Consider the following 13,870-nt stretch of genomic DNA (forward strand, 5'->3'; position numbering starts at 1 on the left):
ACGACGACAGAAGGAACTCCCATGAGCACCGTGGTCTCCACCGACGGCACCACCATCGCCTGCACCGTCACCGGCTCCGGCCCGGCCGTCGTGCTGGTGGACGGGGCGATCGGCCACCGGGCCTTCGACCCGGGCGTCGCCGTCGCCGAGCAGCTCTCCGCCCACCACACCGTGTGGGCGTACGACCGGCGCGGCCGGGGCGGCAGCGGGGACACCGCGCCGTTCGCGGTGGAGCGCGAGATCGAGGACCTGGCCGCGGTGATCGCGGCGGCCGGCGGCTCGGCGGCCGTCTTCGGCATCTCCTCGGGCGCCGCGCTCGCGCTGCGGGCGGCCGCCGCGGGGGTCGGCGTGCGCCGACTCGCCGTCTACGAGCCGCCGTTCAGCACCGAGGAGGGGCAGAGCGAGCGCTTCGTCGGGTACGTCGGCGAACTGGAGGAGGCGCTCGCCGAGGGACGTCGCGGGGACGCCGTCGCGGCCTTCATGACCTTCGTCGGGATGCCCGCCGAGGCGGTGGACGGGATGCGCGCCGCCCCGGTGTGGCCGCTGTTCGAGGCGGTCGCGCCGACCCTGGCGTACGACGCGGCGGCGCTCGGCGCGCGGACCGGGGGGACCGTCCCGGTCGACGTACTGGCCCGGATCGCGGCGCCGACCCTGGTACTGGACGGCGGCGCCAGCCCTGAGCTGCTGCGGGCACCGTCCGCCGCGGTGGCCGCGGCCGTGCCGGGCGCCGAGTACCGGACGCTGGCCGACCAGACCCACGAGGTGGCGGCCGGGGCGCTGGTGCCGGAACTGGTGACGTTCTTCGCCTGACCGTCGGCCCGGGGCCCGGCCCCGGGGTCACTAGTCTTCCGACGAACCGACGAACCGACGAAGTGACGAACCGACGATCGGAGAACGAGGAAGCATGGACGCGGACTTCAAGGACATCCCCACCACCACCCTGGCCGACCTCCTGGGCCGCGACCGGGTCATGGACATCGGCCTGCGTCCGCTCTGGGACGGGATGCCCCGGGTGGCCGGCCCGGCCTTCACCGTGCAGTGCCCGCCCGGGGACAACCTGATGCTGCACGCCGCGATCCACCGGGCCGAGCCCGGCTCGGTGATCGTGGTCGAGTCCGGCGACCTGGACTACGCGCTGGCCGGCGGCAACGTGTGCGCCGTGGCGCAGCGCCGGGGCGTGGTGGCCTTCGTGGCCGACGGCCTGATCCGGGACCTCGGCGAGGTCCGGGAGGCGGGCTTCCCGGTCTTCGCCCGCGGGGTCATCCCGATCCCCGGGGCGAAGAAGGCGCTGGGCACGCACGGTGCCCCGGTGCGCTGCGGCGGCGTGCTGGTGGCGGCCGGCGACATCGTGGTGGCCGACGAGGAGGGTGTCGTGGCGGTGCCCGCCGCCGAGCGGGACCGGGTCCTGGAGGCGGCCCGGGCGAAGCTGGCCAAGGAGGCGGCCCAGACCCTGGACGAGTGGGCGGCGGAGCACCGCGACCGGATCGAGCGGACCCTCGTCGAGCTGGGCTTCCAGGGCTGACCCGTGGCTGACCCGCAGGCCGGCCCGCGGTGGCCGGCCCGCGGGCCGGCCCGCGGCAGGGGCCCGCGTCGGGGGGCGTCGGACCGGCCCCCACCGGCGCCGTCAGCCCCGGTACAGCCCGTTCAGCTCCCCGAAGCCCAGCGCCCCGTCGAGCTGCGTCAGTGTCCCGGCGCCGAGCAGCTCGGCGGCGGCGCGGCGGGCCGCGGTGTACGCGAGCTGGGCGAGACCGGTACCGAGGCTGATCCGCCGCACCCCCGTGGCGGCGAGTTCGGCGACGGTCGGCCCGCCCGGAACGGCCATCGCGTTCACCGGCAGCGCCGAGCGCCCGCACAGCTCGGTGAGGGCTTCGAGGTCCAGCAGCCCGGGCACGAACAGGCCGTCGGCACCCGCCTGCGCGTAGGCCTCGGCCCGGACCAGCACGTCGTCGAGGCCGCCCAGTCCGAACAGGAAGACATCGGTCCGGGCGTTGACCACCAGCTCCGGCAGCCCTGCGGCGGCGGCCGCCGTACGGGCCGCGCGCAGCCGCTCGGCCTGCTCGGCCACCGGGAAGAGCGGGCCGCCGACGGTCGTCGAGTCCTCCAGGTTGACGCCGACGGCGCCCACGCCGACCAGGGCGGTCACGGTCTCGGCCACGTCGGCCGGCTGCGGCCCGTACCCGCCCTCGGCGTCGACGGTGACCGGCAGGTCCACCGCCGCGACGATCCGGCGGGCCGCCTCGACCGCGGCCGCCCGGTCGAGCCGCTGGCCGTCGCCGCGCCCGAGCGACCAGGAGACGCCGCCGCTGGTGGTGGCGACCGCCGGGGCACCGGCCGAGGCGATCACGGCGGCGCTGCCCGCGTCCCAGGCGTTGGGCAGGACAAGCACGCCGTCCGCGACCAGTTCGCGCAGCCGCAGCGCCCGCTCGCGGGACTCGGGGGTGGTGGACATGGGTGTCACCGGCTTTCGTACGGATCGGTGGGAACGCAGGCATCCTGCGCCCGGCTCCCCCGCCCCGACCAGTGATTAAGCTGAGGCCGAATCTTTCCCGGAGGGGGCCACATGCGATCCGAACTGCACTTCTCCGCGCAGGACTTGGCGCTGACCCGGTTCGCCGTCTCGCCGATGCAGGAGGTGGTGACCAGCCTGCGCGCCCTCGCGCGGCACCCCGTGCCGGCGCTGCACCGCCGCTGGGCCGGGGAGGTCCGCGAGCGACTGGCCGCCGCCGGGCCGGCCCTGGAGCGGCTGGCCGCCCTGGTGCCGCCCACCGGCCACCTGCCGGACTTCCTCAACCCCACCCCGGCCCGCTTCTCCGCCACGCTCGCCGAGGAGCTGGCCGCGATCACCGCCACCGGCGCCGAACAGGTCCGGGCCGACCTCGACATCATGGCCGCCGAGGCGGGCGGCCGGCTGCCCGCCGTCCTCGCGCCGCTGCACCGCGACCCGGCCGCACAGCTGCCCCGGCTGGCCGCCGACCTCCGGGTGTACTGGGAGCTGGCGCTCGCCCCCTACTGGGCCCGGATCCGGGCGGTGCTCTCGGCGGACGTCTTCCACCGCTCCCGGCAGGCCGCCGAGCACGGCACCGCGCGGATGCTGGGCGAGCTGCACGACACGGTCCGCTGGGACGGCGCTGCGCTGCTGCTGGAGCAGCGGCACTGCGCGGTCACCCGGCTGACCGCCGGCTCCGGGCTGGTGCTCCTGCCCTCGGCCTTCGCCTGGCCGCGGGTGCTCACCCGGGTGCTGCCGCCCGACCCGCCGCAGCTGATCTACCCGGCGCGCGGCACGGCCGTCCTGTGGGAGCGCCGGCCGGGCACGCCGGCCCGCACGGAGGCGCTGGCCGGCGTCCTCGGCCGCTCCCGCGCCCGGCTGCTGGCCGAGCTGGGCTCCCCGGCCTCGACCACCGAGCTGGCCGACCGCACCGGGCTCTCCCCGGCCGGGGCCTCGCAGCACCTCACCGCGCTGCGCACGGCGGGCCTCACCAGCGCCCACCGCGCGGGCCACGCCGTCCTGCACGCCCGTACCGCGGTCGGCGATTCGCTGTTCGCTCAAGACGAACAGACATTCGACCTGAGCGTGTGAGGGCGCTCCCGCGGCCCGCCCCGCCCGATGACCAACCGGTACGAATGGCCCCGCACGGCACACCTCGGCACACCCCCTCCTCATATGATCGGAGCGACATGCGCCATGCTTGGTGATGCAGAACACTGAACGGAACTTGCGCCGGACGGCCCACCCGCCGTACGGCCGAGAAGGAGGAAGCACGTGGACGACGTTCTGCGGCGCGCCGCACTCTTCGCGGCACTCGACGACGAACAGGCCGGCGAGCTGCGCGCTTCCATGACCGAGGTCACCCTCGCCCGTGGGGAGTCGCTGTTCCACGAGGGCGACCCGGGCGACCGGCTGTACGTCGTCGCGGAGGGCAAGGTCAAGCTGCACCGCGCCTCCCCGGACGGCCGCGAGAACATGCTCGCCGTCCTCGGCCCCAGCGAGATGATCGGCGAGCTGTCGCTGTTCGACCCGGGCCCGCGCACCGCGACCGCCAGCGCGCTGACCGAGGTCAAGCTGCTGGGCCTGGGCCACGGTGACCTGCAGCCGTGGCTGCACGCCCGCCCCGAGGTCTCCATCGCACTGCTGCGGGCCATCGCCCGCCGACTGCGCCGGACCAACGACGTGATGTCCGACCTGGTCTTCTCCGACGTGCCCGGCCGCGTCGCCAAGGCCCTGCTGGACCTCTCCCGCCGCTTCGGCGTGCAGTCCGAGGAGGGCATCCACGTCGCCCACGACCTCACCCAGGAGGAGCTGGCCCAGCTGGTCGGCGCCTCCCGCGAGACGGTCAACAAGGCGCTCGCCGACTTCGCCGGCCGCGGCTGGCTGAAGCTGGAGGCGCGCGCGGTGGTCCTGATGGACGTCGAGCGGCTGTCCCGCCGCTCGCGCTGACACCCCGAACACCGCGAAGGGCCCGTCCGGACGGACGGGCCCTTCGGCGTTCACCGGCCTTCCGGCGGAGCACCGGGTCAGCCGGGCACCGGGTCATCCGGGCCCCGGTCAGTCGGGCTCCGGGGTCAGCCCGTGGTCCTCCAGGTACTCCAGCTGGGCCCGGACGGACAGCTCCGCGGCCGGCCAGAGCGCCCGGTCCACGTCGGCGTAGACCCGCGCGACCACCTCGGGAGCGGTCCGGCAGCCCGCCTCGACCGCCGTCTCCACCTGCGCGAGCCGGGCGGCCCGGTGCGCCAGGTAGTAGTCGACGGCGCCGAGCGCGTCCGCGAGCACCGGGCCGTGCCCGGGCAGCACGGTCCGCACGCCGTGCCGGGAGGCCATCGTGTGCAGTCGGCGCAGCGAGTCCAGGTAGTCCCCCAGCCGCCCGTCGGGGTGGGCGACCATCGTGGTGCCGCGGCCGAGCACGGTGTCCCCGGTGAGGATCGCGCCGTCGTCCGGCAGGTGGAAGGTCAGCGAGTCCGAGGTGTGGCCGGGGGTGGCCACCACCCGCAGGTCCAGACCGCCGACGTCCAGGCGCTGGCCGCCCACCAGGCCCTCGGAGCCCAGCCGGTGCGCCGGGTCCAGGGCCCGGACCTCGGTGCCGGTGAGCTCGGCGAAACGGGCCGCGCCCTCGGAGTGGTCGGCGTGGCCGTGGGTGAGCAGGGTCAGCGCGATCCGCTTGCCCCGCTCCTCGGCGAGGTCGATCACCCGGCGCAGGTGCTCCTCGTGCAGCGGACCGGGGTCGATCACCACGGCGAGGTCCGAGCCCGGCTCGGAGAGCAGCCAGGTGTTGGTGCCGTCCAGCGTCATCGGCGACGGGTTCGGTGCCAGCACGCACAGCGCCCGGGAGGTGGCCTCGCCGCCGACGACGGCGGCGGGGTCACCCGGCAGGAGTCCGCTCACGCGCCCACCTCGCTGCGCTCGGTGGTCCGCTCACTACGCTCGCTCACCGGCTGCCCTCGCCGTCGCGATGGAGGGCGCGCAGCGGCAGCGCCCGCACGAGGGCGCGCTGCGCCACCTCGACGAACGGGACCGGGCTGTCACAGGCCGGGATACGGGGGGTCAGGCGGCGGGCGGGCATCTCGGGTGCCGTCCGGCGAGCCACGTCGTTGTGGGTCATCGGGCGTCGGTCCTTTCTCTGCGGTGGCGCGGTGGGTCTTGTTCGGATGGGTCCTGTCCGGATGGATCGTCTTCAGGACCGACGGTTCAGGAGTCCTCGGGGTGCTCGGGGTCTTCGGGGAACTCCCCGTCGATGGTCAGCTCGTCGTACCCGGGCCAGCGGACCGTCATGCGGTCCCCGCGGACCTCGGCCCGGCCCAGGACCGGCTCCAGCCGGCGGCCGGCGGCCGCGGCCAGCGCCTCGGCGGCGGTACGCACCGGCGACAGCTCGCGCAGCACCGTCACGGTCGGCGGCAGCATGCCGAAGCGGCCCTCCCGGTAGCCCCGGACCGCCTCGGCCGGGCTCAGCCACGCGACCCGGTCGGCCTCGCCGACCTCCAGTGCCGCGCGCTGGCCGGCCGGCAGGGCCGCCACGAAGAACCAGGTGTCGTAGCGGCGCTCCTCGAACTCCGGGGTGATCCAGCGCGCCCAGCCGCCCAGCAGGTCGCTGCGCAGCACCAGGCCGTGGTCACGGAGGAACTCGGCGAAGGACAGCTCGTGCGCCTCCAGCGCGGCCCGCTCGGCGGACCAGTCGCGCGGCGCGGCGACGCTCCGCGCGTCCGGGCCGGCCAGCAGCACGCCGGCCTCCTCGAAGGTCTCGCGGACGGCCGCGCAGACCACCGCCCGGGCGGTCCGGACGTCGACCCCGAGCCGGCCCGCCCACTCCTCGGGCGAGGGCCCGGCCCAGCCCGGCTCGACCTCGGCGTCCCGCGGGTCCACCCCGCCGCCCGGGTAGGCGTACATCCCGGCCGCGAAGGCCATCGAGGTGCGCCGGCGCAGCAGGTAGGCCTCCGGCCCGGCGGCGGCGTCGCGCAGCAGCACCACGGTGGCCGCCTGCCTGGGCACCGGCGGGGTCAGCACGCCGGAGTCGACCGCCCGGATCCGGGCAGGCCAGCCGGGCGGCATCGGGAGCGTCGTTGCTCGATGGTCCATGCCCGGATGCTAAGCGCACGAAGGCGGGCTCGGCCAGGGCCGATCCCGCCTTCGTGATCGGACTCAGACGGTCTTGACGCGGACCTGCAGCTCGACCTCGACCGGGGCGTCCAGCGGGAGCACCGCGACACCGACGGCACTGCGGGCGTGCACGCCCGCGGCGCCGAGCACCTTGCCGAGCAGCTCGCTGGCCCCGTTGACGACGCCCGGCTGGCCGGTGAAGTCGGGGGCGGAGGCGACGAAGCCGACGACCTTCACGACCCGCTCGATCCGGTCGAGGTCGCCGATCACCGACTTCACGGCGGCCAGGGCGTTCAGCGCGCAGATCTGCGCGAGCTCCTTGGCCTCCTCCGGGGACACCTCGGCGCCGACCTTGCCGGTGCTCGGCAGCTTGCCGCCGACCACCGGGAGCTGGCCGGAGGTGAAGACGAACTCGCCGGACTGCAGGGCCGGCACGTACGCGGCGACCGGCGCGGCCACCGGCGGCAGGGTCAGGCCCAGCTCGGCGAGCTTCGACTCGACGGTGCTCATGCGTTCTTCTCCCGCTTGAAGTAGGCCACCAGCTGCTCCGGGTTCGGGCCGGGCACGACCTGGACGAGCTCCCAGCCGTCCTCGCCGAAGTTGTCCAGGATCTGCTTGGTGGCGTGCACGAGCAGGGGCGCCGTCATGTATTCCCACTTGGTCATGGCCAGACTCTAGACGAGCCGCCGCGAGGATCGGCGCCGTGCGGCGGGCGGCGTGTGAGGTGGGGCACAAAGAGGGCATGATCAGGCCTGGCAACCCCAGGTGCTCCGGGCATCCGGCGCGGTCCCTGGTTACCCTCGCGGGAGGGCACCCTGGCGAGGGGCACCCTCGCCAGGAGGGGACGCCCGTAGGACGGAGACGGACGGAGACGGAGCGTGGCACGCACCCCCGGCCAGGCGGACCGGCGCGACCCCGACTGGGAGGGCGTCCGGCTGCACGTGGTCAGCGGCAAGGGCGGCACCGGGAAGACCACGCTGGCCGCCGCGCTGGCCCTGGCACTCGCCGCCGACGGCGGTCGGGTCCTGCTGATCGAGGTCGAGGGCCGGCAGGGCATCGCCGAGCTGTTCGGGATCGCCGCACTGCCCTACGAGGAGCGCCGGATCGCCTCGGTCTCCCGTCGGCAGCTGGGGCTCCCGGCCGGTGAGGCGCCCTCGGACGGGCCACAGCCCGGCGAGGTGTTCGCGCTGGCGATCGACACCGAGCTGGCGCTGCTCGAATACCTGGAGATGTTCTACAAGCTCGGCCGGGCCGGCAAGGCGCTGCAGAAGGTCGGCTTCGTCGACTTCGCCACCACCATCGCACCCGGCGTCCGGGACGTCCTGCTCACCGGGAAGGCCTGCGAGGCGACCCGGCGCAAGGACCCCGACGGCCGGCGCCGCTACGACGCGGTGGTGATGGACGCCCCGCCGACCGGGCGGCTGACCCGGTTCCTGAACGTCAACGCCGAGGTCGCCGGGCTGGCCCGGATCGGCCCGATACACACCCAGGCGCAGGCCGTGATGCGGGTGCTGAAGTCACCTGAGACCGCGGTGCACCTGGTGACCCTGCTGGAGGAGATGCCGGTGCAGGAGACGGTCGACGGCATCGCGGAGCTGCGTGAGGCGACGCTGCCGGTGGGCGGGGTGATGGTCAACATGGTCCGCCCGCCGGTGCTGGACGCGGCCGCGGTGGCCGCGGTGGACGGCAACCACCGCGAGGAGGTCGCACTGGCGCTCGGGGAGGCCGGGCTCGGCGGCCGCTCGCGCAAGCCGGAGACGGTCCGGGCGGCGGTGGAGCCGTTGATCGACCCGCTGCTGGAGCAGGCCAGGGAGCACGCCGAGCGGGTCGAGCTGGAGCGCGAGCAGCGCGCCGACCTGCAGCAGTTGCGGATCCCGACGTACGAACTGCCGCTGCTGGGCGAGGGCGTGGACCTCGGCGGGCTGTACCGGCTGGCGGGCGACCTGAAGCGGCAGGGGGCGGCATGACCTCGAACGGGGTGCGGAGCACCGGGAAGCGGCTCGCGGTGGACGAGCTGATCGACGATCCGGGGACCAGGATCATCGTCTGCTGCGGCTCCGGCGGCGTCGGCAAGACCACCACCGCCGCGGCGATCGGCCTGCGGGCCGCCGAACGCGGCCGCAAGGTCGTGGTGCTGACCATCGACCCGGCCCGCCGGCTCGCCCAGTCGATGGGCCTGACCGAGCTCGACAACACCCCCCGGGTGGTCAAGGGGGTGACCGGCGACGGGGAGCTCCAGGCCATGATGCTGGACATGAAGCGGACCTTCGACGAGGTCGTGCTGGCCCACGCGGAGCCCGAACGGGCCCGGGCGATCCTGGAGAACCCGTTCTACCAGTCCCTGTCGGCCGGCTTCGCGGGCACGCAGGAGTACATGGCGATGGAGAAGCTCGGGCAGCTGCGCGACGCCGAGGAGTGGGACCTGATCGTCGTGGACACCCCGCCCTCCCGCTCGGCGCTGGACTTCCTGGACGCGCCCAACCGGCTCGGGTCCTTCCTGGACGGCCGGGTGATCCGGATACTGACCGCCCCGGCCAAGGTCGGCGGGCGCAGCGCCATGCGGTTCCTGAACGCCGGGATGGGCCTGCTCACCGGCGCCCTGGGCAAGATCTTCGGCGCCCAGCTGCTCACCGACGTGCAGACCTTCGTCAGCGCGATGGACTCGATGTTCGGCGGCTTCCGTGAGCGCGCGGACCGCACGTACCAGCTGCTCAAGGCGCCGGGCACGGCGTTCCTGGTGGTGGCCGCGCCGGAGCGGGACGCGCTGCGGGAGGCGGCGTACTTCGTGGACCGGCTGGCCGCGGACCGGATGCCGCTGGCCGGGTTGGTGCTCAACCGGGTGCACGGCACGGGCGCCCCGCAGCTGACGGCGGAGCGGGCGCGGGCGGCGGCCGAGGCGCTGGAGGAGAACGGTTCGGAGCACTCCTCGCCGGAGGCGGAGCTCCTCGCGGCCGGGCTGCTGCGGCTGCACGCCGAGCGGATGCAGATCATGGGGCGGGAGCGCCGCACCCGCGACCGCTTCGTCTCGGTCTACCCGGACGTGCCGATCGTGGAGGTCCCCGCGCTGCCGGGCGACGTGCACGACCTCGACGGCCTGCGGGCCATCGGCGACCGGCTCAGCGGCACGGCGTAGGACGGCGTAGGGACGGCAACGGGCGGTGCGGTGTGGGAGCCCGCCCGGGGCCGACCGGCCCGGACCCCCCGGTGCGGCCGGTTCGGCCTGTACAGCCCGTGTACCCGGCTCAGCCGGCCTGGGCGTAGTCCGTCAGTATCACACCGGTCGCGAGGGACTCCTCGTACTCGGTGCGGGCCGTCTCCAGCAGCCTCCGCCACGACATGACCGTCGGGCGGCGGCGCAGCAGCGCCCGGCGCTCGCGCTCCGTCATCCCGCCCCAGACTCCGAACTCCACCCGGTTGTCCAGGGCGTCCGCGAGGCACTCCGTCCGCACCGGGCAGCCGCTGCACACCGCCTTCGCGCGGTTCTGCGCCGCCCCCTGGACGAACAGTTCGTCCGGATCACTCGTGCGGCAGGCGGCCTGCGCACTCCAGTCGTCAACCCAGCCCATGCCGGCGCCGTCCTCTCCCGTATCGAGGCTCCCCCACGGCGGCAACGGCATATTCACCGTTGCCAGTTGAGGACGTTACGGAAGAACGACAGCTTGCAACAGCCCCTTCGGGCTCAATCTCGAATGACCCGATTGGACTATGGGTATCGGTCAGCTCACTCGTTGGAGTGATCGCAGGTCGCACACCTTGCCAGGGGCGGAGCCCCCACTCTCACCGCAGGCGTCATCACGGAGCGCAACCGTTCACACGGGCACAGCAGGCCCCAGCTGCCTCAAAAGCCGGACATTCCTGGGCGATTCGGGCAACTCTCCTCGCCCACAAGAGTGAATGATGTTGACGCACCGAAGCTGTACCAAGCTTGTGACAAGCCTAGGCGAACAGGTGCCCCTATGTATGGGAATCCGCGACGTAGGGTTCTCCCCATGGCACCGAAGCGCCCACAGGCATCCCAGCCCCCAGGCAACACCGGAGCTCCGCGCGGCGGGAGCGGCGGATCACCGTTGGACCACATCGGCAACGGCGTGAAGTTCCTGGGCGTCAGCGTGCTCTCCGGAGTCCTGCTGGCAGGGCTCGCCCTGCCCGCCGTCGGCGCCATCGGGCTGACCGCCAAGGACACGGCGGAGAGCTTCGACAACATCTCCGACGACTTCAAGACCCCGCCGCTCACCCAGGCCACCCAGATCTTCGACGCCAAGGGCGGCCTGATCGCCAAGGTCTACGAGCGCGACCGCACCGTCCTCACCGCCGACCAGATGTCGCCGTTCATGCGGCACGCCCAGGTGGACATCGAGGACGCCCGCTTCTACGAGCACGGCGCCGTCGACCTCAAGGGCGTCCTCCGCGCGGCCAGCAAGAACGCCGAGAGCGGCACCGCCTCCCAGGGCGCCTCGACGCTGACCCAGCAGTACGTGAAGAACGTCAACGTGGAGAAGGCCGGCGACGACCAGGCCGCCGTCCTGGAGGCGCAGCGCAAGACCCTGGGCCGCAAGATCCAGGAGCTCAAGGTCGCGATCAAGCTGGAGGAGGACCTGAGCAAGGATCAGATCCTCACCAACTACCTCAACATCACGTTCTACGGCCACCAGGCCTACGGGGTCGAGGCCGCCTCCCAGCGCTACTTCAGCAAGAGCAACAAGGACCTGACCATCGCCGAGGCCGCCGCCCTGGCCGGCATGGTGCAGAACCCGTCGTCCTACGACCCGGTGCGCTACCCCGAGAACACGGTCAAGCGCCGCAACGTCGTGATCGACAAGATGCTGGAGAACAAGCACATCACCGCGGACCAGGCGAAGGAGGCGAAGGCCGCCCCGCTGGGTCTGAAGTACAAGGACCCGCAGAACGGCTGCATCACCGCCCAGGCCGGGATGGGCTTCTTCTGCGACTACGTCCGCCACGTGGTCAAGCAGGACCCGGCGTTCGGCAAGAGCGCCGACGAGCGCAAGAAGCTCTGGGACACCGGCGGTCTGAACATCTACACCACGCTGGACCCGGACAAGCAGGCCGCGGCCCAGAACGCCGTCACCAAGAAGGTCAACGTGACCGACCAGGTGTCGGCGGCCGCGACCATGATGGAGCCGGGCACGGGCAAGATCCTGGCGATGGCCCAGACCCGCCCGTACGGCCTGGACTCGAACAAGAACCAGACCGTCGTCAACCTCAACGTGGACGCCTCGATGGGCGGCGGCAACGGCTTCCAGACCGGTTCGACCTTCAAGCCGATCCTGGCCGCGGCGGCGCTGGAGTCGGGCATGGCGCCCACCCAGGCGTTCCCGTCCGAGAACAAGATCGAGTACCCGCAGATGTCCACCTGCTCGGGCACCTGGAAGAACGTCCCGTCGCCCGGCGAGGGCAAGGCCACGGTGAAGAACGAGTCCGAGTCCGAGAAGGGCCCGTACCAGCTGAAGCAGGCCATGGCGCTGTCGGTCAACACCTACTTCGTGCAGATGGAGCAGCAGGTCGGCCTCTGCGCGATGAAGCAGATGGCGAACAAGCTGGGCATCACCCAGTCCGCGAAGGGCGACGCCTTCAAGGAGGTGCCCTCGATGGTCCTGGGCACCCTGGAGCTCTCCCCGCTGACCATGGCGAACGTCTACGCGACCTTCGCCGCGCGCGGCAAGTACTGCACCCCGATCGCGATCAACAAGATCAGCACGGTGGACGGCAAGGAACTCCAGGTCCCGCAGACCCAGTGCGGCCAGGCCTTCTCCGAGGACACCGCGGACAAGCTCAACACCGTCCTGCTGAACGTGACCGAGAAGGGCACCGCGGCCGCGCTCGGCCTGGACGGGGGCCGCAAGATCGCCGGCAAGACCGGTACCACCGACGAGAAGAAGGCCGCCTGGTTCAGCGGCTACACCCCGTCGCTGGCCACCTCGGTCTGGCTCGGCGGCCCGGCCGGCGGCGTCAAGATGAAGAACATCAACATCGGCGGCAAGCACTTCGACGAGGTGTTCGGCGCGGACGGCCCCGGCCCGATCTGGCAGATGGCGATGAACCAGGCGCTCCAGGGCACGCCGATGGAGCCGATCCAGACCATCGACATCCCGGACCCGCAGCCGGCCACCCCGCCGGCCGCACCGCAGCAGCCGGCCGACCCGAACCCCCAGCCGCCCGCGGGCAACCCCCCGCCGCAGCAGGGCGGGGGCAACCCCGGGGGCGGCGGCCCCGGCGGGATGATCGGCGGCGGGTTCACCTTCCCGCCGGGGATGATCGGCGGCGGGAACGGCGGCAGGCACGGCGGCGGCAACGGCAACGGCTGACCGCGCCGCCCGGGCCGAGCCCGCGCAGCAGTGACGAAGGGGCGCCCTCCGGTTCGGAGGGCGCCCCTTCGGCATCCGTGTTGCCGGGTGACGGTCCGTCGGGGCCGCGAGAGCCCCTCACGGGGCCCTACAGGGCCACTCGATTCCGGCCAGAGCCGGCTTGACCCGACGGACCCGGGCCGTCCGCGGTCAGGACAGCGCGGCCTTCACGGCGGCGGCTACCCGGCCACCCTCGGCCAGGCCGTCCACCTTGGGCTTCACCAGCTTCATCACGGCGCCCATCGCCTGCGGGCCGGTCGCACCGCTCTCGGCCACGGCGGCCGCCACGATCGCGGCGAGCTCCTCGTCGGAGAGCTGCTTGGGCAGGTAGGTCGCCAGCACCTCACCCTCGGCCCGTTCCCGGGCGGCCTGGTCGGTGCGACCGGCCCCGTCGAAGGCCTCGGCGGCCTCCCGGCGCTTCTTCGCCTCGCGGCCGATCACCTTCAGCACGTCGGCGTCGGACAGCTCGCGCTTCTGCTTGCCCGCCACCTCTTCGCTGGTGACGGCGGCCAGCGTGAGCCGGATGGTGGACGAGCGGAGCTCGTCCCGGACCCTGATGGCAGCCGTGAGGTCCTCCTGCAGCTGCTCCTTGAGCGTTGTCATTTCCTCTTCTTATCCTTCGGCTGTGGGCGGTCTCAACCAGGTTTCCACCGGGTATCCACTGCGGTCTGCGCAGGTGAACGAGTATGCCGTGTCAAGAGCGGGCGGTCGTCGCGTGACGCAGCGTCAGGCCGGTGGTCGATCGCGGCCGGGAAAGGGCAGTGGGATCCGGCCAACCTGGCCGGTAATGCCTGCACACTCTCGGCAGAACAGCCGGAAATTGCCGGGAGCACCGAGGAGTTGCCGGTGCCAAAAGGGGCAAATCGAACGTAGCGGCAGGTTCGCAGAAATAGTCCGCGTAGTACACTCGTTCACATGT

Annotated in this window: 15 protein-coding genes; 7 read left to right on the forward strand and 8 right to left on the reverse strand. The window is 73.1% G+C overall.

Features of this window, described 5'->3' with window-relative positions; translation table 11 throughout:
- The first annotated feature begins 21 nt into the window (after positions 1–21).
- A complete protein-coding gene (locus tag ABTY56_RS12195; RefSeq protein ID WP_350628557.1) occupies positions 22–810 on the forward strand; it encodes an alpha/beta fold hydrolase in 789 nt (262 codons plus the stop codon).
- A 94-nt stretch (positions 811–904) separates the two neighbouring features.
- Positions 905–1,522 (forward strand): RraA family protein, encoded by a 618-nt coding sequence (locus tag ABTY56_RS12200; RefSeq protein ID WP_350628558.1) that lies wholly within the window; start codon positions 905–907, stop codon positions 1,520–1,522.
- A gap of 102 nt (positions 1,523–1,624) precedes the next feature.
- On the opposite strand, the gene ABTY56_RS12205 is transcribed toward ABTY56_RS12200, so the two are convergent.
- Positions 1,625–2,449 carry an isocitrate lyase/PEP mutase family protein gene (locus tag ABTY56_RS12205; RefSeq protein ID WP_350628559.1) on the reverse strand — a complete coding sequence of 275 codons (825 nt, stop codon included), beginning with the start codon at positions 2,447–2,449 and terminating at the stop codon, positions 1,625–1,627.
- Between the two features lie 111 nt (positions 2,450–2,560).
- On the opposite strand from ABTY56_RS12205, the gene ABTY56_RS12210 reads away from it, so the two are divergent.
- Complete coding sequence (locus ABTY56_RS12210) at positions 2,561–3,577, forward strand: ArsR/SmtB family transcription factor (protein ID WP_350628560.1); 1,017 nt, start codon at positions 2,561–2,563, stop codon at positions 3,575–3,577.
- A gap of 183 nt (positions 3,578–3,760) precedes the next feature.
- On the forward strand, positions 3,761–4,435 hold the full coding sequence (locus ABTY56_RS12215) for a Crp/Fnr family transcriptional regulator (RefSeq protein WP_030240972.1): 675 nt from the start codon (positions 3,761–3,763) through the stop codon (positions 4,433–4,435).
- A gap of 108 nt (positions 4,436–4,543) precedes the next feature.
- Here the strand turns inward: ABTY56_RS12215 and ABTY56_RS12220 are convergent, their stop codons facing one another.
- The 5 genes from ABTY56_RS12220 to sp36 form a co-directional block, all read right to left on the reverse strand.
- Positions 4,544–5,377 carry an MBL fold metallo-hydrolase gene (locus ABTY56_RS12220; RefSeq protein ID WP_350628561.1) on the reverse strand — a complete coding sequence of 278 codons (834 nt, stop codon included), beginning with the start codon at positions 5,375–5,377 and terminating at the stop codon, positions 4,544–4,546.
- Positions 5,378–5,420: 43 nt separating this feature from the next.
- A complete protein-coding gene (locus ABTY56_RS12225; protein WP_350628562.1) occupies positions 5,421–5,594 on the reverse strand; it encodes a hypothetical protein in 174 nt (57 codons plus the stop codon).
- An 86-nt stretch (positions 5,595–5,680) separates the two neighbouring features.
- Positions 5,681–6,565: an NUDIX hydrolase gene (locus tag ABTY56_RS12230; RefSeq protein ID WP_350628563.1), complete on the reverse strand. Its 885-nt coding sequence runs from the start codon at positions 6,563–6,565 to the stop codon at positions 5,681–5,683.
- 63 nt (positions 6,566–6,628) lie between these two features.
- The gene (locus ABTY56_RS12235) at positions 6,629–7,096 is read right to left on the reverse strand and encodes a RidA family protein (protein ID WP_350628564.1); all 468 of its coding nucleotides are present in this window, start codon (positions 7,094–7,096) and stop codon (positions 6,629–6,631) included.
- On the reverse strand, positions 7,093–7,251 hold the full coding sequence (gene sp36, locus ABTY56_RS12240) for a Sp36 family protein (RefSeq protein WP_094743074.1): 159 nt from the start codon (positions 7,249–7,251) through the stop codon (positions 7,093–7,095). Before sp36 ends, ABTY56_RS12235 begins: the two co-directional genes overlap by 4 nt.
- Positions 7,252–7,464: 213 nt before the next feature.
- On the opposite strand from sp36, the gene bagA reads away from it, so the two are divergent.
- Together bagA and bagB are read left to right on the forward strand one after the other, a co-directional pair.
- The gene (gene bagA / locus ABTY56_RS12245; RefSeq protein WP_350628565.1) at positions 7,465–8,553 is read left to right on the forward strand and encodes an ATPase BagA; all 1,089 of its coding nucleotides are present in this window, start codon (positions 7,465–7,467) and stop codon (positions 8,551–8,553) included.
- A complete protein-coding gene (bagB, locus tag ABTY56_RS12250; RefSeq protein ID WP_350628566.1) occupies positions 8,550–9,719 on the forward strand; it encodes an ATPase BagB in 1,170 nt (389 codons plus the stop codon). The genes bagA and bagB overlap by 4 nt, the downstream gene beginning before the upstream one ends.
- Positions 9,720–9,828: 109 nt before the next feature.
- Here the strand turns inward: bagB and ABTY56_RS12255 are convergent, their stop codons facing one another.
- Complete coding sequence (locus tag ABTY56_RS12255) at positions 9,829–10,152, reverse strand: WhiB family transcriptional regulator (protein ID WP_033333275.1); 324 nt, start codon at positions 10,150–10,152, stop codon at positions 9,829–9,831.
- A gap of 501 nt (positions 10,153–10,653) precedes the next feature.
- Between ABTY56_RS12255 and ABTY56_RS12260 the strand changes: the two genes are divergently transcribed.
- Complete coding sequence (locus tag ABTY56_RS12260; RefSeq protein ID WP_350628567.1) at positions 10,654–12,912, forward strand: transglycosylase domain-containing protein; 2,259 nt, start codon at positions 10,654–10,656, stop codon at positions 12,910–12,912.
- Between the two features lie 189 nt (positions 12,913–13,101).
- Here ABTY56_RS12260 and ABTY56_RS12265 read toward each other — a convergent pair whose 3' ends face one another.
- Positions 13,102–13,554 (reverse strand): GatB/YqeY domain-containing protein, encoded by a 453-nt coding sequence (locus ABTY56_RS12265; RefSeq protein WP_350628568.1) that lies wholly within the window; start codon positions 13,552–13,554, stop codon positions 13,102–13,104.
- Between the last annotated feature and the right edge of the window lie 316 nt (positions 13,555–13,870).

It is taken from the genome of Kitasatospora sp. NPDC097691 (assembly GCF_040302665.1).
Taxonomy (GTDB): domain Bacteria; phylum Actinomycetota; class Actinomycetes; order Streptomycetales; family Streptomycetaceae; genus Kitasatospora.

What these genes read in the sequence shown, in the direction of transcription:
- ABTY56_RS12195 (WP_350628557.1), top strand. Translation starts at nt 22, where the DNA reads ATGAGCACCGTGGTCTCCACCGACGGCACCACCATCGCCTGCACCGTC.
- ABTY56_RS12200 (WP_350628558.1), top strand. Translation starts at nt 905, where the DNA reads ATGGACGCGGACTTCAAGGACATCCCCACCACCACCCTGGCCGACCTC.
- ABTY56_RS12205 (WP_350628559.1), bottom strand. Translation starts at nt 2,449, where the DNA reads ATGTCCACCACCCCCGAGTCCCGCGAGCGGGCGCTGCGGCTGCGCGAA.
- ABTY56_RS12210 (WP_350628560.1), top strand. Translation starts at nt 2,561, where the DNA reads ATGCGATCCGAACTGCACTTCTCCGCGCAGGACTTGGCGCTGACCCGG.
- ABTY56_RS12225 (WP_350628562.1), bottom strand. Translation starts at nt 5,594, where the DNA reads ATGACCCACAACGACGTGGCTCGCCGGACGGCACCCGAGATGCCCGCC.
- ABTY56_RS12230 (WP_350628563.1), bottom strand. Translation starts at nt 6,565, where the DNA reads ATGGACCATCGAGCAACGACGCTCCCGATGCCGCCCGGCTGGCCTGCC.
- ABTY56_RS12235 (WP_350628564.1), bottom strand. Translation starts at nt 7,096, where the DNA reads ATGAGCACCGTCGAGTCGAAGCTCGCCGAGCTGGGCCTGACCCTGCCG.
- sp36 (WP_094743074.1), bottom strand. Translation starts at nt 7,251, where the DNA reads ATGACCAAGTGGGAATACATGACGGCGCCCCTGCTCGTGCACGCCACC.
- bagB (WP_350628566.1), top strand. Translation starts at nt 8,550, where the DNA reads ATGACCTCGAACGGGGTGCGGAGCACCGGGAAGCGGCTCGCGGTGGAC.
- ABTY56_RS12255 (WP_033333275.1), bottom strand. Translation starts at nt 10,152, where the DNA reads ATGGGCTGGGTTGACGACTGGAGTGCGCAGGCCGCCTGCCGCACGAGT.
- ABTY56_RS12265 (WP_350628568.1), bottom strand. Translation starts at nt 13,554, where the DNA reads ATGACAACGCTCAAGGAGCAGCTGCAGGAGGACCTCACGGCTGCCATC.